We start from the raw sequence: 19,707 nt of genomic DNA on the forward strand, positions 1-19,707 counted from the left end.
TGGCGGAAAAGGGAGGATGGCAGGATGAAGGGAATCGTCGCCGGAGCCGGTCGGGACCTTGGCAGCAGGCAGCCAGCGCGCGCGTCATGCGCCGCGGCATTGGCGCTGGGCGCCGCGCTCGCGCTGCTCGCCGGCGTCCAGCCCGCCGATGCCGCCCAGGTCACCCGCTTTTCGCCCGAAGGCACGGTGGGGCAGGTCAGGCAGGTGGCGATCCGCTTCGACGAGGCCATGGTGCCGATGGGCGACGTGCAGGCCGCCGCGCCCGCCGCGGTGTCCTGCACCGGCGCCGGCACCAGCGGCCAGGCTCGCTGGGTGGATGCCAGGAACTGGGTCTATGACTTCGCCAGCGACCTGCCGCCCGGGGTGCGCTGCAGCGTGCGCATGCGCACCGGGCTCAAGAGCGTTGCCGGCACCGCCTATGCCGGCAAGCCGGAATACCGCTTCGAGACCGGCGGCCCGACCGTGATCGCCAGCCGGCCGTCCGGCGGCGAGATCGAGGAAGACCAGGTCTTCGCGCTGCGCTTCAACGGCCCGGCCACGCCGGCGTCGGTGCGCGAGCACGCCTGGTGCCAGGCGCAGGGGCTGGGCGAGCGCATCCCGGTGCGGTTGCTCGCCGGCAAGGAACGCGATGAGCTGCTCGAGGCGATCCACTGGACCAAACTGGCCAAGCCGGCGCCCGATGCCGTGCACCTGCTCGCCTGCCAGCAGCGGCTGCCGGCCGCGGCGCGCGTGCAGCTGGTGCTGGGCGCGGGCATTGCCACGCCGTCGGGGGTGGCCACGCGCGACGAGCGCCGCTTCGACTACACCGTGCGCGAACCCTTTGCCGCCAGCTTCAGCTGCGAGCGCGAGCACGCGCAATCGCCGTGCACGCCGCTGCGGCCGATGTCGGTCACGTTCTCGGCCCCGGTGCCGCGCAAGCAGGCCGAGAAGGTGGTGCTGAAGACGCCGTCCGGCCCGCGTGCGCCGCAGTTCGCTCCCGATCTGGCGCCGGATGCCAGCGTCAGCGCGCTCACCTTTGCCGCGCCGTTCGCCGAGAAGGCGCAGTTCACCATCGAGATACCGAAGGACCTGAAGGACGACAGCGGCCGCACGCTGTCCAATGCCGACCTGTTCCCGCTCAAGGTCGCCACCGCGTCCATGCCCCCGCTGGCCAAGTTCGCCGCAGCGCCGTTCGGCGTGGTGGAGCGCTTCGGCGAGCTGCCGCGCGGCAAGTCGCCCGCCGACTATCCGCCGCTGCTGCCGGTGACGCTGCGCAATGTCGAGGCCGATCTGGCCGTGCGCGGCATCCAGGCGCGTGCCGGCACGGTGATGAAGCTGCACGTGGACGACGATGCCGCGGTGATGCAATGGCTGGGGCTGGTGCGCCGCATGCATGAGTCCAACTATACGCGCGGCGAGCTCGACGCGGTGCTGGCGGGCCGCTCGCCGTACCGCGTCAGCAATCTGCGCAACGCGGTGTCGATCGAGACGCGCTCGGTGTCGTTGCTCGAGCGCGCCCCCGGCGTGCAGAAGCTGGCCGTACCCAAACCATCGGGCGACGGCCCGCGGCCGTTCGAGGTGGTCGGCATCCCGCTGCCCGAGCCGGGCTTCCATGTGGTCGAGATCGCTTCGCCGATGCTGGGCGAGGCGCTGCTCGGCAAGCGCGCGCCGATGTACGTGCGCACCGCCGCGCTGGTGACCAACCTGGGCGTGCATTTCAAGCTGGGTCGCAGTCTGGGCAACGAGGACGACGGCAGCCGCAGCGGCCTGGCGTGGGTCACGGCGCTCGACGACGGCAAGCCGGTGGCCGACGCCGCCGTCGCGGTGCGCGACTGCAGCGGGCGCCTGCTGGGCGAGGGCCGCACCGATGCCAGCGGCGTGGTGCGCTTTGCCCGGCTGGACGCCGTGCCGGAATCGAATTGCGACCAGAACGGGCTGTCGGGCTATTTCGTGTCGGCGCGCATCGCCGCCGGACATCCGCAGGCGCGCGGCAAGGCCGACATGGCCTTCGTGATGTCGGACTGGAACCGCGGCATCGAGACCTGGCGCTTCAACGTGCCCACCGACACCAGCACCGCGCCGACGGTGCGCGCGCATACCATCTTCGACCGTACCCTGCTGCGCGCCGGCGAGACCGTGTCGATGAAGCACCTGATCCGCGCCGAGACCGCGCAGGGCTTTGCCTTGCCGCCGGCCAGCCGCCCGCTGCCGACGCGCGTGGTGATCCGCCACGACGGCAGCGGCCAGACCTACGAGCTGCCGCTGCAGTGGCGCCAGACCGCGACTGGCGGGCGCAGCGCGGAAAGCACGTTCCAGGTGCCGCCCGCGGCCAAGCTCGGCGTCTATACCGTCGAGCTGGAAACGCAGGAGCAGACGCAGCAGGGCGGGCGCGCGAATGGCCGCGACGAAGGCTCGCGTACCTATCCCAGCGGCAGCTTCCGCGTCGAAGCGTTCCGGCTGCCGGTTCTCGCCGGCACGCTGCAGCTGGCCGGCAAGGCCGGCGCTGCGATCGCGCCGGCCGAGCTGCCGGTCGGCGTGGAAATCCACTACCTGTCGGGCGGCGGCGCGGCCGGCTTGCCGGTGCGCGTATCGGCGCTGCTGCGCGACAAGAGCGTCAGCTTCCCCGGCTATGACGAGTTCTCGTTCAACCCGCCGCGACCGCAGCGCGAAAGCGCCAGCGGCGACGAGGAAATGGATGACGCCGACCAGCCCGACGACGGCCAGAAGCTGGTGGCGGACAAGCTGCCGCTGACGCTGGACAAGAACGGCAACGGCTCTGTCACGCTGCGCAAGCTGCCCAAGACCGACGCGCCGCGCGACCTGGTGCTCGAAGCGGGCTTTGCCGACCCCAACGGCGAGATCCAGACGCTGCGCCAGACCGTGCCGCTGTGGCCAGCTGGCGTGGTGGTCGGCATCCGGTCCGAAGGCTGGGTCTCGGTGAAGCAGAAGCTGGCGGTGCATGGCGTGGTGCTGGACCTGAACGGCAAGCCGGTGGCTGATGCCCCGGTCAAGCTCAATGCGCGCGCTCGCCTCACCACCTCGGCGCGCAAGCGCGTGGTCGGCGGTTTCTACCGCTATGACAACCGCACCGAGACGCGCGACCTCGGCACCGTGTGCGAGACCCGCACCGATGCGCAGGGCCGCGCGCGCTGCGAGGTGGCGCTGGAGCAGGCCGGCCAGGTCGAACTGGTGGCAAGCGCGCGCGACAAGGAGGGACGCACCGCGCAGGCCGCTTCGACGGTCTGGGTCACGCGCCAGGGTGAACTGTGGTTCGGCGGCGAGAACCACGATCGCATCGACCTGCTGCCGGAGAAGAAGTCCTACGCCCCGGGAGACACCGCGGTGTTCCAGGTGCGCATGCCGTTCCGGCACGCCACCGCGCTGGTGGCGGTGGAGCGCGAGGGCGTCTACCAGACCCAGGTGGTCGAGCTGCATGGCAGCGATCCCACGGTGCGCGTGCAGGTCAGGCCGGAGTGGGGCCCCAATGTCTACGTCTCGGTGCTGGCGCTGCGCGGGCGCCTGCATGAAGTGCCGTGGCATTCGTTCTTTACCTGGGGCTGGCGCCAGCCCGGCGAGTGGTGGCGCGCGTTCCGCAGCGAAGGCCGCGAGTATGCCGCGCCGACGGCACTGGTCGACCTGTCCAAGCCGGCCTTCCGGCTGGGGCTGGCCGAGATCAGGGTGGGCAATGCCGGACACCGGCTCGATGTCACGGTGACGCCCGACAAGGCCACCTATCCGGTGCGCGGCAAGGCGCGCGTGGCGATCCAGGTCAGGCTGCCCGACGGCAAGCCCGCCGCCAATGGCGAAGTCGCGCTGGCCGCGGTCGATCAGGCGCTGCTGGAGCTGATGCCCAACACCAGCTGGGACCTGCTTGACGCCATGCTGCAGCGGCGCGGCTATGGCGTGGAAACGTCGACCGCGCAGATGGAAATCATCGGCCGCCGGCACTACGGGCGCAAGGCCGTGCCCGCCGGCGGTGGCGGCGGCAAGAGCCCGACGCGCGAGCTGTTCGACACGCTGCTGCTGTGGAACCCGCGCGTGCAGCTCGATGCCGAAGGCCGCGCCAGCCTGGAAGTGCCGCTCAACGATTCGCTGACCAGCTTCCGCATCGTCGCCGTGGCCGACCTGGGCGTGGGCCGCTTCGGTACCGGCAGCGCCACCATCGCCGCCACGCAGGATTTGCAGGTGATCTCGGGCCTGCCGCTGCTGGTGCGCGAGGACGATCGCTACCGCGCCATGTTCACGCTGCGCAATACCACGAAGCGCGCGATGACGGTGCAGGCGAGCGCGCGCGCCACGCTGCTCGGCAACGACGGCACGCTGCCGGCGCAGACCGTGCAGATTCCCGCGGGTGAAGCGCGCGAGATCGGCTGGGACGTGACCGCGCCCACGCTGCTGGCGTATGCGCGCAGCGGCACCGTGATGTGGGAAGTGCAGGCGAGCGAGCAGGGCGGCGGCAATGCCGGCGACCGCATCAAGGTCTCGCAGCAGATCGTCCCCGCGGTGCCGGTGACGGTGCAGCAGGCAACGCTGGCGCAGGTGTCGCCGTCGCTGTCGGTGCCGGTCAAGGCGCCGCCGGGAGCGCTGGCGGATCCCGCCGGCAAGGTGCGCGGCGGGCTGCAGGTGAACTTCCAGTCGTCGCTGGCGGGCGGCATGCCGGGCGTGCGCGAATGGTTCCGCCACTATCCGTTCACTTGCCTGGAGCAGCGTGCGTCGAAGGCGATCGGCCTGAACGACAAGGCCGCGTGGGAAGCGCTGATGACGCAGTTGCCGTCGTACCTCGACGCCAACGGGCTGGCTTCGTATTTCCCGCTGGCTTCGGACAGCGACTACGGCAGCGAGGTGCTGACCGCCTACCTGCTGGCTGTGACCGACGAAGCCGCGCGCGCAGGCCTGGCGCTGCGCATTCCCGACGCGCAGCGCGCGCAGATGGAGCGCGGACTGGCCGACTTCGTCGAAGGCCGTATCCGCCGCGACGGCTGGTCGCCGGTGGGCGGCACGCAATACCTGGAGGTGCGCAAGCTGGCCGCGCTCGAAGCGCTGTCGCGTACCGGCCACGCGCAGGCGCGCATGCTGGATGCGATCCAGATCCTGCCGGCGCAGTGGCCGACCTCGGCGCTGCTCGACTGGACGCTGCTGCTGACGCGCATGGCCGATATCCCGCAGCGCGAGCAGCGGCTGGCCGAGGCGCAGCAACTGCTGCGCTCGCGCCTGACGGTGCAAGGCACGCGGCTGGCGTTCTCCACCGAGCGCAACGACAACTGGTGGTGGATGATGGCCGGCGGCGACGCCAACGCCGCGCGGCTGCTGACGCTGGCCGCCGAACTGCCGGGCTGGAAGGAAGACGCGCCGCAGCTGGCCACCGGCCTGATCGGCCGCCAGGTGCGCGGCGCCTGGGGCACCACCACCGCCAATGCGTGGGGCATGCTGGCGGTGACGCGCTTTGCGCAGGTGTTCGAGAAGACGCCGGTGGCGGGCAGCACGCGCGTCTCGGTGAGCAACGCCGCCGATGCCACGCGCAGCTTCGACTGGGCGCGCGCGCAGCGCAACGACGGCGTGGCGCAAGGCAGTGTCGACCTGCCGTGGCCGGCAGGCGCGGACGGCGGCACGCTGCAGGTGGAGCAGGCCGGCGCGGGCCATCCGTGGGCGACGGTACAGGCGCTGGCCGCGGTGCCGGTCACGGCGCCGCTGGCCGCGGGCTACCGCATCAAGCGCACCGTGACGCCGCAGGAGCAGGCGGTGTCGGGCAAGTGGTCGCGCGGCGACGTGTACCGCGTCAAGCTCGAGATCGATGCGCAGGCCGACATGACCTGGGTGGTGGTCAGCGACCCGGTGCCCGCCGGCGCCACCATCCTCGGCAGCGGCCTGGGCCGCGATTCGCAGATCGCCACGCGCGGCGAGCGGCGCCAGGGCGTGGCCTGGCCGGCCTATACCGAACGCACGCCGCAGGCGTATCGCGAGTACTTCGGCTACCTGCCCAAGGGCACGGTGTCGGTCGAGTACACGGTGCGCCTGAATAACGCCGGCGAGTTCTCGCTGCCGCCGTCGCGCGTCGAAGCGATGTACGCGCCCGATGTCTTTGGCGTGGCGCCGAACGCGCGGCTGGTGGTCGGGGCACGTCCATGAGCTGGATCGCGCTGAGGATGCCGGCGCGGGTGCGCGAGTGGTGGGTCGCGGGCGCGCTGGCGGGAGTGCTCTATGGCGCCTTGCTGGTGCAGGTGTCGATGGAGCTGCCCGAAGGCGCGCCATTGACCGGGCAGATCGCCATGCAGCCGTTGTGGAAGACCGCGATGGCGCTGCTGCTGGCGCGGGCCGCGTGGTTCCACCGGCCGCTGCCGGAACGGCGCTGGCTGGTGACGGCGCTGGTGTGCTCGGCCGTCGGCGATTTCCTGCTGGCGGTGCCCGCGCTGTCGTTTTCGTTCGTGGGCGGGCTGGGTGCCTTCCTGCTTGCGCACCTCGCCTACCTGCGGCTGCTGGTGCCACTGGCCGGCGACCTGCGCCCGCACCGGCTGATCGCATGCGGCGCCATGCTCGGCGTGGCCGGGACCATGCTGGGACGCTTCTGGCCCAATCTCGGCACGCTGACGGTGCCGGTGTCGGTGTACGTAGGGGTGCTTGCGGCGATGGCGTGCAGCGCGCTGGTGGCGCGGCTGCCGACGCCGCTGGCGGCGCTGGGCGCGCTGTGCTTTGCCGCGTCGGACATGATGATCGGCATCGCGCGTTTCCTGGTGCCGTTCGAGACCTTCGCGCTGGGCATCTGGTGGACCTATGCCGCGGCACAGGTACTGCTGGTGGCGGGCATCGTGTCGGGACGGCCTGAGGCATGAAGCGACGCGGCGCGCGACTGACCTGGCTGGCGCTGCTGCCACTGCTGCCGCTGCTGTGGAGCGGCCATGCTGCCGCGTTGCCGGCCTTCGCGCAGGTGCGCGACGACTGGCGCAGCGCCGACGTGGTCGTGCTGGACCGCCACGGCGATGTGGTCGGCCGGGTACGCGACGACTTCCGCGCGCGCCGCGGCGACTGGGTCACGCTGGCGCAGACTTCGCCGGCATTGCGCACGGCCATCGTGCTGTCGGAAGACCGGCGCTTCTACGCGCATAGCGGCGTCGACTGGCAAGGCGTGGCCGCGGCGGCGTGGGCCAACCTGTGGAACACGCGCACGCGCGGCGCCTCGACGCTGACCATGCAGCTGGCCGGACTGCTTGACGACGACCTGCGCCGGTCCGGCGCGGCGGCGCAGGGGCGCAGTCTCACGCAGAAAGTTGGTCAGGCGGCGGGGGCGGCGGCGCTGGAACGCAGCTGGAGCAAGGACCAGATCCTCGAGGCGTACCTGAACCTGGTGCCGTTCCGTGGCGAACTGGTCGGGCTGTCGGCGATGTCGCAGGTGCTGTTCGGCAAGTACCCGCAAGGGCTCGATGCGCGCGAATCGGCGCTGGCGGTGGCGCTGGTGCGCGCGCCCAACGCGCCGGCTGTGCAGGTGGCGCGCCGGGCCTGCGGCATCCTGCGCGAAATGCGGCTGCCGCGCCAATGCGAAGGACTGGAAGGCTTCGCGCAACTGGCGCTGCTGCGCACCGGGCCGGTGGCGCAGCGTAATGCCGCGGCGCAGGTGCCTGCCACGGTGCAGCAGCTCGCCCCGCATCTCGCACGCCGGCTTGTCAGCGACACGCGCGCGCAGCTGGCGCCCGGCGCCTCCATGCCAGCGCACATTACATCCACGCTCGACGCACGCCTGCAGCGCGCGGCGGTCACAAGCCTCGACCGGCACCTGCGCGAGCTGGCCGGGCGCCATGTCGAGGATGGCGCGGTGGTGGTGATCGACAACGCCAGCGGCGACGTGCTGGCCTACGTGGGTTCGTCCGGCGCGCTGTCGTCGGCCGCGCAGGTCGACCACGCCGCCGCACTGCGGCAGGCCGGCTCGACGCTCAAGCCCTTCCTGTACGCGCAGGCGCTGGAGGAACGGCGCCTGACCGCGGCATCGCTGCTCGACGACCGGCCGGTGAACCTGCCGGTGGGCGGCGGACTGTATGTGCCGCAGAACTACGACCACCGCTACGCCGGCTGGGTCAGCACGCGCGCGGCGCTGGCGGCATCGCTGAACGTGCCGGCGGTGCGCACGCTGGTGATGGTGACGCCGCACCGCTTCCACAAGCGGCTGGTGGCGCTGGGCCTGCCGCTGACCGAGGCGGGAGACTACTACGGCTACAGCCTGGCGCTGGGCAGCGCCGACGTGTCGCTGCTGGCGCTGACCAATGCCTACCGCGCGCTCGCCAGCGGCGGGCGCTATGCGCCGCCGCGGCTGCGCGAAGGCGCACCTGTTGCTGCGCCCGTCGCGGTCATGCAGCCGGGCGCGAGTTACGTGATCGGCGATATCCTTGCCGACCGCCACGCGCGCGCCCGCACCTTCGGCCTCGACAGCCCGCTGACCACGCGCTTCTGGACCGCGGTCAAGACCGGCACCAGCAAGGACATGCGCGACAACTGGTGCATCGGCTGGTCGCAGCGCTATACCGTGGGCGTGTGGGTCGGCAACGCCAGCGGCGCGGCCATGCGCGACGTTTCCGGGGTGTCCGGCGCGGCGCCGGTGTGGCATGACGTCATGGAAGCGCTGCACCGCGAGCAAGGCAGCCGCGCGCCGGTGATGCCCGCGGGCGTGCAGCGCGTGACGCTGAATTTCGATGATGGCCTCGAGCCCGCGCGGGAAGAGGTGTTCCTCGCCGGCACGGCCATCACGCGCGTCAGCGTTGGCAAGCCCGCGGCGGCGGCCAGCACCGCGCCGGCGATCGCCAACCCGGCCAACGGTACCGTGTTCGCGCTCGACCCCGACATGCCGCCGGCATCGCAGCGCGTCTGGTTCCAGGCCGAAGGCATCGCCGGCCAGTCCGCGCGCGCGGTCAGCTGGCGCATGGACGGCAAGCCGCTCGGTCGCGGCGCCGAGGTGGCGTGGCTGCCGTGGCCGGGCCGCCATCAGGTGGAACTGCTAGACGCGGCGGGCAAGGTCGTGGACCGGATCGGCATCGAGGTGCGCGGCGCATCGGTGCGGGCGCCGTCCGCGCCTGCCAGGCGCTGACATCGCTGCGCGGCCGTCCCGCATAATGGCCGCTTCACCATCCCGCCGGAGCGCCCGCATGTCCCTGCTTCCCCTCGATGCCGCCAGCACGGCGGCCCGACTGCCATATCCCGAACTGGCGCGCGCCATCGCCGACATGCTGGCCGAGCTGCGCGACGGTACGGCCATGGCGCCGCCGCGCATCGCGCTGCCGGTGGGCGATGCGGAGGACGGCGAGGGTACGCTGCTGGTGATGCCGGCGCGCAACCGCAACCTGGTGATGACCAAGAACATCACCGTGCACCCCGGCAACCCTGGGCGCGGGTTGCCCAATATCCTTGGCGAAGTGGTGGTGGCCGACGCGCATACCGGCGCGCGGCTGGCCATGCTCGACGGGCCGACGGTGACCGGCCGGCGCACCGCGGCGGTGTCGCTGCTGGCGGCGCAATGCTTCGCCGCGCGCACCGACGGCGAACTGCTGATCGTCGGCGCCGGCGTGCAGGCGCTGACGCACCTGGAGGCCTTTGTCGACGGACTGGGTGTGCGCAAGGTATGGCTGCAGTCGCGCACGCGCGACAAGGCCGAGGCGCTGGCCGCGCAGGCGCGTACGCTGGGCGTCGAGGCCGAAGTGACCGACACCGTTGCCGCGGTGCTGCCGCGCGTGTCGATGGTGGTCACGGTCACGTCCAGCCGCAGCCCGGTGCTGCCGGACCTGGACAGCGGGCTCTGGCGCGACGACCACTTCATCGCCGCGGTCGGCGCTTTCCGGCCGGACATGTGCGAGCTGCCGCCGCGGCTTTGCCATGCGGCCGCGGACCACGGGCGCCTGCTGGCCGATACGCTGTTCGGCATCGAGGAAGAAGCAGGTGACCTGCTGCAGGCGGGCATCGACTGGGGCACCGTGCAGCCGTTCGAGACGGCGATCCTGCAGGCCGATGCCATCCGCACGCGCGGCGGCAGCCCGCTGGTGTTCAAGAGCGTGGGCTATGCGCTGTGGGACCTGGCGGCGTGCGTGCTGGCCAGCCGCGCCTGACGCCCCCGATCATCTTCCGCTCGGCCCGCCCGGGCGCGCAGCCAGTCGCTGAACAAGGTACGCGCCGGCGCCAGGAAGCCGGCGATCGGCTCGCTGCGGTCGCTGGCGTACCAGTGGACATAGCAGCCGTGCAGCGTGGCCACGATCAGGCGTGACATTTCGGGCGGCAGCGGCTGGCCCGGTACTGACAGCACCTCGGCCAGGTCGCGCACATGCGCGTCCCAGCTGTGCCGGATCTGCTCGCGCACGCTGGCCGGCACGCCGCCGGAGAACAGCAGGCCAAGCACCACGCCCTTGGCCTCGGGGTTGGCCGTGAAATAGTCGGCAAGTTCGTCGAACAGGTTTTCCAGCCGCTGCGGCGGCGTCTTGCCGGCATGCCTGGCGACTCCCCCAAGCTCATTTCCAAAGTCTTCGAACAGGCTGGTCGCGGCTTGTGCCAGCAGCATTTCCTTGCTGCCGAAGTGCCAGAGCAGGCTGCTCTTGGCCACCCCGACCTCGGCGGAGATTTGATCCAGTGTCACCTCGGAGTAGCCATGTGCGCTGATCAGCTCACGCGCGACGGCGAGAATCCGGTCTCGTGTTTCCAGGCCGCGGCGGTTCTTGAGCGCAGCGGGCGGGGCCTTGGTGGGCGGGGGCATCGATGACGGCATAGGGGGCAGGGGCAAAGTTCAGAATTTTCAGCGGCGCTGCGATTTGACAGTAGAGGAGTTCTGCCAGCAAACTTCAATATTGTACTGAACGTTCAGCACAATCTTTGGACACCACTCGCTGACAGCGCCTGAAGGAGACCCGCATGGAGACCCGCATGTCGTACCCGACCTCTACTGCCGCGGCCTTCGCCGCAGCCCTCGTTTTCGCTGGCGCTTCCGGATCGGCCAGTGCCGCGCCTACACCGCCCAACCCGGCCAGCGACGCCACGGCCCGCGCCCAGGCCGCCGTGCTTCAGCAACTGCCGTTCCAGAATCAGCGTGATTTCGAGGACGCGCGCCGGGGTTTCATCGGCACCATCGACAGCGGCGAGATCCGCGATGCGCAAGGCAGGGTGGTGTGGTCGCTGGATTCATACCGCTTTATCGACAAGGATGTCGCACCGGCGACGGTCAATCCCAGCCTGTGGCGGCAGGCCCGGCTGAACATGAACCACGGCCTGTTCCAGGTGACCGACCGCATCTACCAGATCCGCGGCTTCGACATCTCCAACATGACGATCATCGAAGGCGACAGTGGCCTGATCATCATCGACCCGCTGACCGCCACCGAGACCGCCCGCACCGGCCTGGAGCTGTACTACAAGCACCGCCCCAGGAAGCCGGTGGTGGCGGTGATCTATACGCACAGCCATGCCGATCACTTCGGCGGCGCCAAGGGCGTGATCAGCGAAGACGACGTCAAGGCGGGGAAGGTCAAAGTGCTGGCGCCCGAAGGCTTCATGGAAGAGGCGGTCAGCGAGAACGTCTTTGCCGGCAATGCGATGAGCCGACGCGCCCAGTACATGTATGGCGCCAACCTGCAGCGCTCGGCCACCGGCCAGGTCGATGCCGGGCTCGGCAAGGCGGTCGCGCAGGGCACGCTGACGCTGGTGCCGCCGACCGACCTGATCGCGAGGACCGGCGAGACCCGCACCATCGACGGCGTGCAGATCGAATTCCTGATGGCGCCCGGCACCGAGGCGCCGGCCGAGATGCTGATGTACCTGCCGCAGTGGAAGGCGCTGTGCGCGGCCGAGGATGCCACCCACAACCTGCATAACCTGTACACCATCCGCGGCGCGCAGGTTCGCGACGCCAACCAGTGGTGGCGCGCGCTGGACGAGACCATCGACCGCTTCGGCGGCCGCACCGAGGTGCTGTTCGCGCAGCACCACTGGCCGACCTGGGGCCGCGACAATATCGTCACCTACCTCGGCAAGCAGCGCGATGGCTACAAGTACATCCACGACCAGTCGCTGCGGCTCGCCAACCTGGGCTACGTGCCCGCCGAGATCGCCGAGCGTGTGAAGCTGCCGCCGTCGCTGGCCTCCGAATGGCACCTGCGCGACTACTACGGCACCGTCAGCCACAACGCCAAGGCGGTCTACCAGCGCTACCTCGGCTGGTACGACGCCAATCCCGCCAACCTGAACCCGCTGCCGCCCGAGGATGCCGGCAAGCACTACGTCGAGTACATGGGCGGCGCGGCGCGCGTGCTGGAGCGGGCGCGCGCGTCGTATGCGCGCGGCGAGTACCGCTGGGTGGCAGAGGTGCTCAAGCACGTGGTCTTTGCCGACCCCGACAACCAGGCTGCGCGCCGGCTGCAGGCCGATGCGCTGGAGCAGCTCGGCTACCAGGCCGAGTCGTCGACCTGGCGCAATGCCTACCTGACCGGCGCTGCCGAGCTGCGCGACGGCGCGCCCAGGTCCACGCGCCGCACCGGCAGCCCCGACGTGCTGCGGGCGATGACCGACACCATGTTCCTGGACTACCTGGCGATCAGCCTGAACGGCGACCGTGCCGCGGGCAAGACCGTCGCGATCAACTGGGTGCAGCCCGACACCGGCAAGCGCTACGCGCTGACGGTCGAGAACGGCGTGTTCCGCTACAAGGCAGGCGCGCAGCATGCCGCACCGCAGGCCACACTGACGATGCCGCGCGCGGTGCTGACCGGCGTGCTCTCGGGGCAGACCACGCTGCAGGCGGAGACCCAGGCCGGCCGCGCCAAAGTCGGTGGCGATCCGCAGGCGCTCGCTGCATGGCTGGCACTGATGGACAAGTTCGAGCCGAGCTTCGCAATCGTCACGCCGTGAGCGCGGGTCTCGCCGCGTAGGGCAGGGGCAGGCGGGCGCTATTGCGCAGCCGGCCCCTAAACCCTCGTATCTTTCAGGGTTTTTTCCGGCGCGCGGCATAAAGCGTTGCGCCGACGCAGCGTTTACCCGGCCTGGCAATGTCTTCAGCCTGGGTTTCTTAGTGGTTAACCCTTCGTTTAGGGGGCGTCCTCTACGATTCTGTATCGTCGGTGAAACAGTCCTGCTCATACCCGCCGGATAATGCATACGGCAGTAAACGAATGAGGAGTAAGAGGACTATGAAATCGACCTACAAGAAGAAGATGCTGGCGGCTGGCGCTGTCATGGCGCTGACAGGAGCCGCACAAGCACAATCGGCCGGCAGCAATATCGTCAGCCTGGGCTGGTTCCGCGTGATGCCGAACAGCTCCGCCGACCCGATGACCGTCGACAGCATCAATGGCCGGCCGGTCAACATGACCCGCGCCAACACCGGCGCCGATATCGAGAGCGCCGACACCTTGGGCCTGGCGTTCACGCACTTCTTCACGGACAACATCTCGGGCGAGCTGGTCGCGGGCATTCCGCCCAAGCATGACGTCACGGGTACCGGCGAGTACGCCAAGTACGGCAAGCTCGGCTCGGTCAAGCAGTGGAGCCCGGCGCTGCTGGTCAAGTACCACTTCTTCGACGCCAGGACCAAGTTCCGCCCGTATGTCGGCATCGGCGTCAACTACACCTGGTTTACCGACGAAACCATCACCAACCAGCAATTCGTCAATGGCGCGTTCGGCATCCCCGGCGCCAGGATGACCGCCAGCGCCAAGCCGTCGTGGAATCCGGTGTTCAACATCGGCGCCAACTATGCGATCAACGACAACTGGTTCCTCGGCCTGTCGGTTTCGTACCTGCCGCTGTCCACCACCGCCACGCTGACCACGCAGGCTGGCCCGGTGACGATCATTTCGCATACCAAGATCAAGATCGACCCGGTGGTGACATTCCTGAGCGTGGGCTACCGCTTCTGAGCGCAGCGCCACGGCCAGTGCAAAAAGGGACGCCCGGGGGCGTCCCTTTTTGCTGCAGGCCTGCCGCTTATGACACCGACTTGACCGGATAGCCAGCGTCTTCGATGGCGTGCCGCAATGCCTGCGTGTCGGCGCCGCTGTCCACGCGCACGGCCTGGGTCGGTACGTCGGCGCTGACCCTGGCGGCCGGATCAACCGCCTGCACGGCACGCGTGATGGCGCCGACGCAATGGTTGCAGGACATGCCTTCGACCTGGAACTGGATCATGCTGGAAACCTCCTGAAGGGTTGAATGGCGGCACGGCGCCGCGACAGACATAGTGTGAACCTTGCCATGGTGGGAAGCGCAAGAGGATTTTTAAAGTGGCGGGAAATGCTGTTCCGCCCTTGACCTTCCCATGATGGTAAGGTTAATGATGCTGACATCGACACTGTGGATGATCCAGAACCATGACAAGTTCCAGCGCTGTGCTCGCTCCGCAACCCGCCAAGAACTTTGACGACACGCCCGAATGGCGCCTGGCGGTCGAGGGCATGACCTGCGCCTCGTGCGTGCGCCGCGTGGAGAACGCGCTGGCGCGCGTGCCGGGGGTACACGACGTGGCCGTCAACCTTGCCACCGAGGCCGCCACCCTGCATGCCGACTCCGCTGCCGTGCTGCCGGCCGCCGCGCGCGCCGTGGCCGATGCCGGCTATGCGGTGCCGCAGGACACCGTCGAACTGCAAGTCAGCGACATGACCTGCGCGTCGTGCGTCTCGCGCGTGGAAAAGGCGCTGCGCGCCGTGCCGGGCGTGGTGGAGGCGCAAGTCAACCTGGCCACCGAACGCGCCACGGTCACGGTGCTGCGCGGCACCGCCGATGACGCCGCGCTGACTGCCGCCGTGGCGCGCGCGGGCTATGGGGCCACGCCGGCGGCTGGTGCCGAAGCCGGCGCAGTTGCGTCGACGCAAGCCGCGCGCACGCCTGCGTTCTGGGACGGCCCCTGGCCGGTGGCGATCTCGGCCGCGCTGTCGCTGCCGCTGGTCGCGCCGATGGTGCTGGCATGGTACGGCGTGCACTGGATGCTGCCGGCCTGGGCGCAGTGGCTGCTGGCGACGCCGGTGCAGTTCGTGTTCGGCTGGCGCTTCTATAAGGCTGGCTGGAAGGCGGTGCGCGCGGGCGCCGGCAATATGGACCTGCTGGTGGCGCTGGGCACGACCGCGGCATACGGGCTGTCGCTGTGGCTGATGTGGCGCACGCCTGCCGACGCCATGCCGCACCTGTACTTCGAAAGCGCGGCGGTGGTGATCACGCTGGTGCGGCTCGGCAAGTGGCTGGAGACGCGCGCCAAGCGCCAGACCGCCGAGGCCATCCGCGCGCTGGCGGCATTGCGCCCCGATACCGCGCGCGTGCGCCGCGGCGGCGAGGAAATCAGCGTGCCGCTGGCTTCGGTGCGCGTCGGCGACGAGGTGGTGGTGCGCCCGGGCGAGCGCATCCCGGTTGATGCCGAGGTGATCGAAGGCAGCAGCCATGCGGACGAATCGATGCTGACCGGCGAGAGCGTGCCTGTGCCCAAGAAGCCGGGCGACCGGCTGACCGGAGGCGCGATCAACTTCGAAGGGCTGCTGGTGGCGCGCACCGTTGCCGTCGGCGCCGAGACCGTGCTGGCGCGCATCATCCGCATGGTCGAGCATGCGCAGGCGGCCAAGGCGCCGATCCAGCGCATGGTGGACCAGGTCAGCGCGGTGTTCGTGCCGGTGGTGCTGGTGATCGCGCTGCTGACGGTGCTGGGCTGGGGCCTGCTGGGCGGAAACTGGGAAGCGGCGCTGCTCAATGCGGTGGCGGTGCTGGTGATCGCCTGCCCGTGCGCGCTGGGGCTGGCCACGCCCACCGCGATCATGGCGGGCACCGGCGCGGGGGCGCGTGCCGGCATCCTGATCAAGGACGCCGAGGCGCTGGAAGTGGCGCATCGCGTCAGCGTGGTGGCGTTCGACAAGACCGGCACGCTGACGGTCGGCAAGCCCGAGGTGGTGGCGCTGCATGCTGCCGATTCTTCCGATGCCGACGCCGATGCCGACGGCGGCGCGCTGCTGGCGCGTCTGGCCGCGCTGCAGGCCGGCAGCGAACACCCGCTGGCACGCGCGGTGCTGGCCGCGGCGCAGGCGCGCGGCATCGACGTGCCCAGGGCCGAGGACGTCAAGGCGCTGCCGGGCCGCGGCATTGCCGGCGTGGTCGACGGCCAGGCGCTGCAACTCGGCAGCGAACGCCTGCGCGAATTGCTCGGTGCTGACGCGGGTACGCTGGCACCGGTGGCGCAGCGGCTGCAAGGCGAAGGCCGCACCGTGTCGTGGCTGGTCGAGACCACGCCGCCACGCGTCGTCGGGCTGGTTGCGTTTGGCGATGCGATCAAGCCGGGCGCGCCCAAGGCGATCGCCCGGCTGCGCGCGGCGGGCGTGCGCACCGTGATGCTGACCGGCGACAACGCCGGTGCGGCGGCGCGGGTAGCGCGCGAGCTCGGCCTCGACGAGGTGCAGGCCGAGGTGCTGCCCGAGGACAAGGCCGCGCGTGTGCAGGCGCTGGGCCAGGGCGGTGCGGTCGTGGCGATGGTCGGCGACGGCATCAACGATGCACCGGCGCTGGCGGCGGCCGATGTCGGCATCGCTATGTCGACCGGCACCGACGTGGCCATGCACGCAGCCGGCATCACGCTGATGCGCGGCGACCCGGCGCTGGTGGCCGACGCGCTGGCGGTCTCGCACCGCACCGTGCGCAAGATCCGGCAGAACCTGTTCTGGGCATTCTTCTACAACGTGGTCGGCATCCCGCTGGCGGCGGCGGGGCTGCTGAACCCGGTGGTGGCGGGCGCGGCGATGGCGTTCTCCAGCGTCAGCGTGGTCAGCAACGCCTTGCTGCTGCGGCGCTGGCATCCGCAGTCCAGAACGGCAGCCACGGCAGCCACCGCACAGGGAGGCAAGCGATGAATATCGGCGAAGCGGCGCAAGCGTCGGGCGTGTCGGCCAAGATGATCCGGCACTACGAATCGATCGGGCTGGTGGAGGCGCCGCCGCGCACCGAGGGCGGCTACCGGCGCTATGACGAACGCGCGGTGCATACCTTGCGCTTCGTGCGGCGCGCCCGTAATCTGGGCTTCTCGCTCGACGAGATCCGCGACCTGCTGTCGCTGTGGCGCGACCGCGGCCGCGCCAGCGCCGACGTCAAGGCGCTGACGCTGAGGCACGTGGCCGACCTGGAGCAGCGCATTGCCGAACTGGCGGCGATGCGCGATACATTGCGGCAACTGGCGCAGCATTGCAGCGGCGACGACCGGCCGGATTGCCCGATCCTGGCCGATATCGCGGATGTGCCTGGCACTGGCGACGCGCGCCACGCGGCGCGGGAAGAACAGGGCTGTCACTGATCGCCTTGTGCCGTTTGGTGCAGTCACGCAGCAAGACAAAGAACAATGCCGGCGCACACGCCGGCCCGGCCGCAGAGGAGACCGTAGCGCATGGCACAACCGATGACGGACGATCCCGCTTCCGCTGGCGCCGCCGAGGCCCGGGGCACCACTACAGCCCCTGGCCCCGCCATTGCGCACGCGCCGGTGCAAAGCCGCCAGCGCATGCGCGACGGCACCGAGCTGCTGCTGCGCACCTGGCTCCCCGATCCCGGCCGCTTTGCGGAACCGCTTGGCTCGGTGCTGCTGGTGCACGGGCTTGCAGAACACGCCGGGCGCTACCAGCACGTCGCCGAACTGCTGTGCGGATTGGGATTGCGCGTGCGCGCGTTCGACCTGCGCGGCCACGGCGCCAGCGGCGGCGCGCGCATGGTGGCCGACCATCCCGACATCTATCTCGAGGACCTGGCCGAGGTCTACGACGCCGCGCTGCATGACTGGAACGAGCTGCCGATCCTGCTCGGCCACAGCATGGGCGGGCTGATCGCGGCGCGCTTTGCCACCGCGCGCGTGCGCCCGGTGCGCGCGCTGGTGCTGTCATCCCCTGCGCTGGCGCTGCGGCTGGCGCAGCCGATGCTGGCGCTGCACCGCGTGCTGCTGACGCTGGCGCCGCGCCTGCGCGTGCCCAACCCGATCGACGCGCGGCACCTGTCGCACGATCCGGCCGTGGTGGCGGCCTACCGCGCCGACCCGCTGGTGCAGACCACCATCACCGCCAGCGTGCTGGAGAGCTTTATCCGCGGCATGGCGCAGGCACAGGCCGATGCCGCGCGGCTGGAGGCGCCGATGCTGATGCTGGTCGGCGGCGCCGACCGGGTGGTCGATCCGGCGGGCAGCCGCAGCTTCTTCGACAATGCGCCGCCCGACCTGCGCGATGAGGTCTGGTATCCGCACGGCTTTCACGAGATCTTCAACGAAGCACAGCCGCTGCGCGGCGAAGTGTTCGCGGCGCTGGGCGACTGGCTGCGGCGGCACTTGCAACCCCCTGCGGCCTCGGCGCCGCCATCGGGCTAGGTCCGGAACACCGACTCCGCCACGCCGAACACCGCGGCCACCACCGGGTCGTCGCGGCGCGTTGCCAGGCAGACCAGCGTCAGCTCGGTCTGCACGGACATGCCCTCGACGATCACCAGGCCGTGCGCATGCGACTCGCGCAGCGCAATCGAATCGCGTACCAGCGACAGTCCCACGCCGGAACGGACCAGGTCCAGCATCGAGGCTTCCTGGTCCACGTGCGCCACCTTGGGTACGCCGGCCGCGTCGACACCCGCTTGCGCGAAGCGCTCGCACAGCAGGCGGTTATGCGCCGACTCGGGTGGCGTCCAGATCCACGGCAGCGTTGCCAGCTGCGCCCATGAGCGCAGCGCGGTGCGTTCTTTCCAGCCCTTGGGTGCGACCACGTAGTAGGAGAAGGGCGTGAGCGTGAGCGCATGGAAGCTCGCGTCGGCCGGCTGGCCGAGGTAGAAGCCGACGTCGAGCGCGCCGCTGCGTACCTGTTGCAGCACCCAGCCCGACATGCCATGGCGCAGCTCGGTGCCAATCTGCGGGTGGCGTTCGACCAGCGTGCGCAGCATCGGTCCCAGCCGCGTGAATTCCGGATCCAGGATGGTGCCGATCGCCAGCCGCCCGCGCACCGTGTGATGCATGGCATCGACGGTGTGCTGCAGGTCGCCTACGCCGTCGAGGATGCGCTCGGCCAGCGGCAGCAGCGCGGCGCCGTCCGCGGTCAGCGTCAGGCCGGCGGCGGTGCGTTCGAACAGCTTGATGCGCCACGCCGACTGCAGCGCCTTGAGCTGCAGGCTGACCGCGGGCTGGGTCAGGTGCAGGCGTTGCGCGGCGCGGGTCAGATTGCCTTCTCGTGCGACGGCGACGAATGCGCGCAGGTGGTGGAGGTCCAATGCAATGGGGGCGTTTCGAATGCGCGAGTGGTGCGGCGCAATATTTAGCGCGGCTTATATTGCGCTTGACGATAAATCATTGGACGGGGCGGTGCAACTGCACCAAGCTTGCGCTCATTCCGGCCCGCTGCGCCATGCGCGGCAAGCGACGCTGCGGCGCTGTTATCGCTGTTATTACCGCGCGCAATGATTGCGGCCGATCCTCGATATCCAGTATCAAGCAGGAGTGGAAGTGGAAGACATCCTTGCAGAAGCCAGCGCTGTGCAAACTACCGTTGGACATTTCATCGGCGGCCGGCAGACGCGTGGCGCGTCGCAACGCCTGGCCGATATCTATAACCCGGCGATTGGCGAAGTTGCCGCACGCGTGGCGCTTGCTACCGCGCAGGACGTTGCCGACGCCGTGGCTGCAGCCAAGGCCGCGTTTCCGGCATGGGCCGAGACGCCACCGCTGCGCCGCGCGCGCATCCTGTTCAAGTTCAAGGAGCTGCTCGACCAGCACCATGACGACCTGGCCGCGCTGAT

The 19,707-nt window shown here is 70.1% G+C and carries 13 protein-coding genes; 10 read left to right on the forward strand and 3 right to left on the reverse strand.

Annotated features, from left to right (window positions below):
• Window positions 1-24: 24 nt before the first annotated feature.
• From ACAD63_RS00445 to ACAD63_RS00460, 4 genes are read left to right on the forward strand one after another with little or no spacing between them, the layout of a single operon-like run.
• Window positions 25-6,105: an alpha-2-macroglobulin family protein gene (locus tag ACAD63_RS00445; protein WP_434033296.1), complete on the forward strand. Its 6,081-nt coding sequence runs from the start codon at window positions 25-27 to the stop codon at window positions 6,103-6,105.
• Window positions 6,102-6,806, forward strand: a complete 705-nt coding sequence (locus ACAD63_RS00450; protein WP_135706154.1) for a lysoplasmalogenase — start codon at window positions 6,102-6,104, stop codon at window positions 6,804-6,806. Before ACAD63_RS00445 ends, ACAD63_RS00450 begins: the two co-directional genes overlap by 4 nt.
• Window positions 6,803-9,046, forward strand: coding sequence for a penicillin-binding protein 1C (gene pbpC / locus ACAD63_RS00455; protein ID WP_135706153.1), 2,244 nt, complete (start codon window positions 6,803-6,805; stop codon window positions 9,044-9,046). Before ACAD63_RS00450 ends, pbpC begins: the two co-directional genes overlap by 4 nt.
• Window positions 9,047-9,104: 58 nt before the next feature.
• Window positions 9,105-10,058 carry a delta(1)-pyrroline-2-carboxylate reductase family protein gene (locus ACAD63_RS00460; protein ID WP_434033297.1) on the forward strand — a complete coding sequence of 318 codons (954 nt, stop codon included), beginning with the start codon at window positions 9,105-9,107 and terminating at the stop codon, window positions 10,056-10,058.
• Here ACAD63_RS00460 and ACAD63_RS00465 read toward each other — a convergent pair.
• On the reverse strand, window positions 10,010-10,696 hold the full coding sequence (locus ACAD63_RS00465; protein WP_240745910.1) for a TetR/AcrR family transcriptional regulator: 687 nt from the start codon (window positions 10,694-10,696) through the stop codon (window positions 10,010-10,012). The two genes, ACAD63_RS00460 and ACAD63_RS00465, sit on opposite strands and share 49 nt — an antisense overlap.
• A 155-nt stretch (window positions 10,697-10,851) precedes the next feature.
• On the opposite strand from ACAD63_RS00465, the gene ACAD63_RS00470 reads away from it, so the two are divergent.
• On the forward strand, window positions 10,852-12,840 hold the full coding sequence (locus ACAD63_RS00470) for an alkyl/aryl-sulfatase (RefSeq protein WP_434033298.1): 1,989 nt from the start codon (window positions 10,852-10,854) through the stop codon (window positions 12,838-12,840).
• Window positions 12,841-13,118: 278 nt separating this feature from the next.
• The gene (locus ACAD63_RS00475) at window positions 13,119-13,847 is read left to right on the forward strand and encodes an OmpW/AlkL family protein (RefSeq protein WP_135706151.1); all 729 of its coding nucleotides are present in this window, start codon (window positions 13,119-13,121) and stop codon (window positions 13,845-13,847) included.
• A 67-nt stretch (window positions 13,848-13,914) separates the two neighbouring features.
• Here ACAD63_RS00475 and ACAD63_RS00480 read toward each other — a convergent pair whose 3' ends face one another.
• Window positions 13,915-14,115 (reverse strand): heavy-metal-associated domain-containing protein, encoded by a 201-nt coding sequence (locus ACAD63_RS00480; RefSeq protein ID WP_195427887.1) that lies wholly within the window; start codon window positions 14,113-14,115, stop codon window positions 13,915-13,917.
• Window positions 14,116-14,297: 182 nt separating this feature from the next.
• On the opposite strand from ACAD63_RS00480, the gene ACAD63_RS00485 reads away from it, so the two are divergent.
• The 3 genes from ACAD63_RS00485 (at window position 14,298) to ACAD63_RS00495 (ending at window position 18,298) form a co-directional block, all read left to right on the forward strand.
• Window positions 14,298-16,808 carry a heavy metal translocating P-type ATPase gene (locus tag ACAD63_RS00485; protein ID WP_434033299.1) on the forward strand — a complete coding sequence of 837 codons (2,511 nt, stop codon included), beginning with the start codon at window positions 14,298-14,300 and terminating at the stop codon, window positions 16,806-16,808.
• A complete protein-coding gene (gene cueR / locus ACAD63_RS00490; protein ID WP_133096571.1) occupies window positions 16,805-17,245 on the forward strand; it encodes a Cu(I)-responsive transcriptional regulator in 441 nt (146 codons plus the stop codon). The genes ACAD63_RS00485 and cueR overlap by 4 nt, the downstream gene beginning before the upstream one ends.
• 90 nt (window positions 17,246-17,335) lie before the next feature.
• Window positions 17,336-18,298 (forward strand): alpha/beta fold hydrolase, encoded by a 963-nt coding sequence (locus tag ACAD63_RS00495; protein WP_135706149.1) that lies wholly within the window; start codon window positions 17,336-17,338, stop codon window positions 18,296-18,298.
• On the opposite strand, the gene ACAD63_RS00500 is transcribed toward ACAD63_RS00495, so the two are convergent.
• A complete protein-coding gene (locus ACAD63_RS00500) occupies window positions 18,295-19,182 on the reverse strand; it encodes a LysR family transcriptional regulator (RefSeq protein ID WP_135706148.1) in 888 nt (295 codons plus the stop codon). The two genes, ACAD63_RS00495 and ACAD63_RS00500, sit on opposite strands and share 4 nt — an antisense overlap.
• A gap of 262 nt (window positions 19,183-19,444) precedes the next feature.
• On the opposite strand from ACAD63_RS00500, the gene ACAD63_RS00505 reads away from it, so the two are divergent.
• Window positions 19,445-19,707 (forward strand): aldehyde dehydrogenase family protein (locus ACAD63_RS00505; protein WP_434033954.1); only part of this gene is annotated, 263 nt, incomplete at its 3' end.

The organism is Cupriavidus sp. a3 (assembly GCF_051015765.1).
Taxonomy (GTDB): Bacteria; Pseudomonadota; Gammaproteobacteria; order Burkholderiales; family Burkholderiaceae; genus Cupriavidus; species Cupriavidus oxalaticus_A.

What these genes read in the sequence shown, in the direction of transcription:
- ACAD63_RS00475 (WP_135706151.1), top strand. Translation starts at nt 13,119, where the DNA reads ATGAAATCGACCTACAAGAAGAAGATGCTGGCGGCTGGCGCTGTCATG.
- pbpC (WP_135706153.1), top strand. Translation starts at nt 6,803, where the DNA reads ATGAAGCGACGCGGCGCGCGACTGACCTGGCTGGCGCTGCTGCCACTG.
- ACAD63_RS00450 (WP_135706154.1), top strand. Translation starts at nt 6,102, where the DNA reads ATGAGCTGGATCGCGCTGAGGATGCCGGCGCGGGTGCGCGAGTGGTGG.
- cueR (WP_133096571.1), top strand. Translation starts at nt 16,805, where the DNA reads ATGAATATCGGCGAAGCGGCGCAAGCGTCGGGCGTGTCGGCCAAGATG.
- ACAD63_RS00445 (WP_434033296.1), top strand. Translation starts at nt 25, where the DNA reads ATGAAGGGAATCGTCGCCGGAGCCGGTCGGGACCTTGGCAGCAGGCAG.
- ACAD63_RS00480 (WP_195427887.1), bottom strand. Translation starts at nt 14,115, where the DNA reads ATGATCCAGTTCCAGGTCGAAGGCATGTCCTGCAACCATTGCGTCGGC.
- ACAD63_RS00485 (WP_434033299.1), top strand. Translation starts at nt 14,298, where the DNA reads ATGACAAGTTCCAGCGCTGTGCTCGCTCCGCAACCCGCCAAGAACTTT.
- ACAD63_RS00460 (WP_434033297.1), top strand. Translation starts at nt 9,105, where the DNA reads ATGTCCCTGCTTCCCCTCGATGCCGCCAGCACGGCGGCCCGACTGCCA.
- ACAD63_RS00470 (WP_434033298.1), top strand. Translation starts at nt 10,852, where the DNA reads ATGGAGACCCGCATGTCGTACCCGACCTCTACTGCCGCGGCCTTCGCC.
- ACAD63_RS00465 (WP_240745910.1), bottom strand. Translation starts at nt 10,696, where the DNA reads ATGCCCCCGCCCACCAAGGCCCCGCCCGCTGCGCTCAAGAACCGCCGC.
- ACAD63_RS00495 (WP_135706149.1), top strand. Translation starts at nt 17,336, where the DNA reads ATGGCACAACCGATGACGGACGATCCCGCTTCCGCTGGCGCCGCCGAG.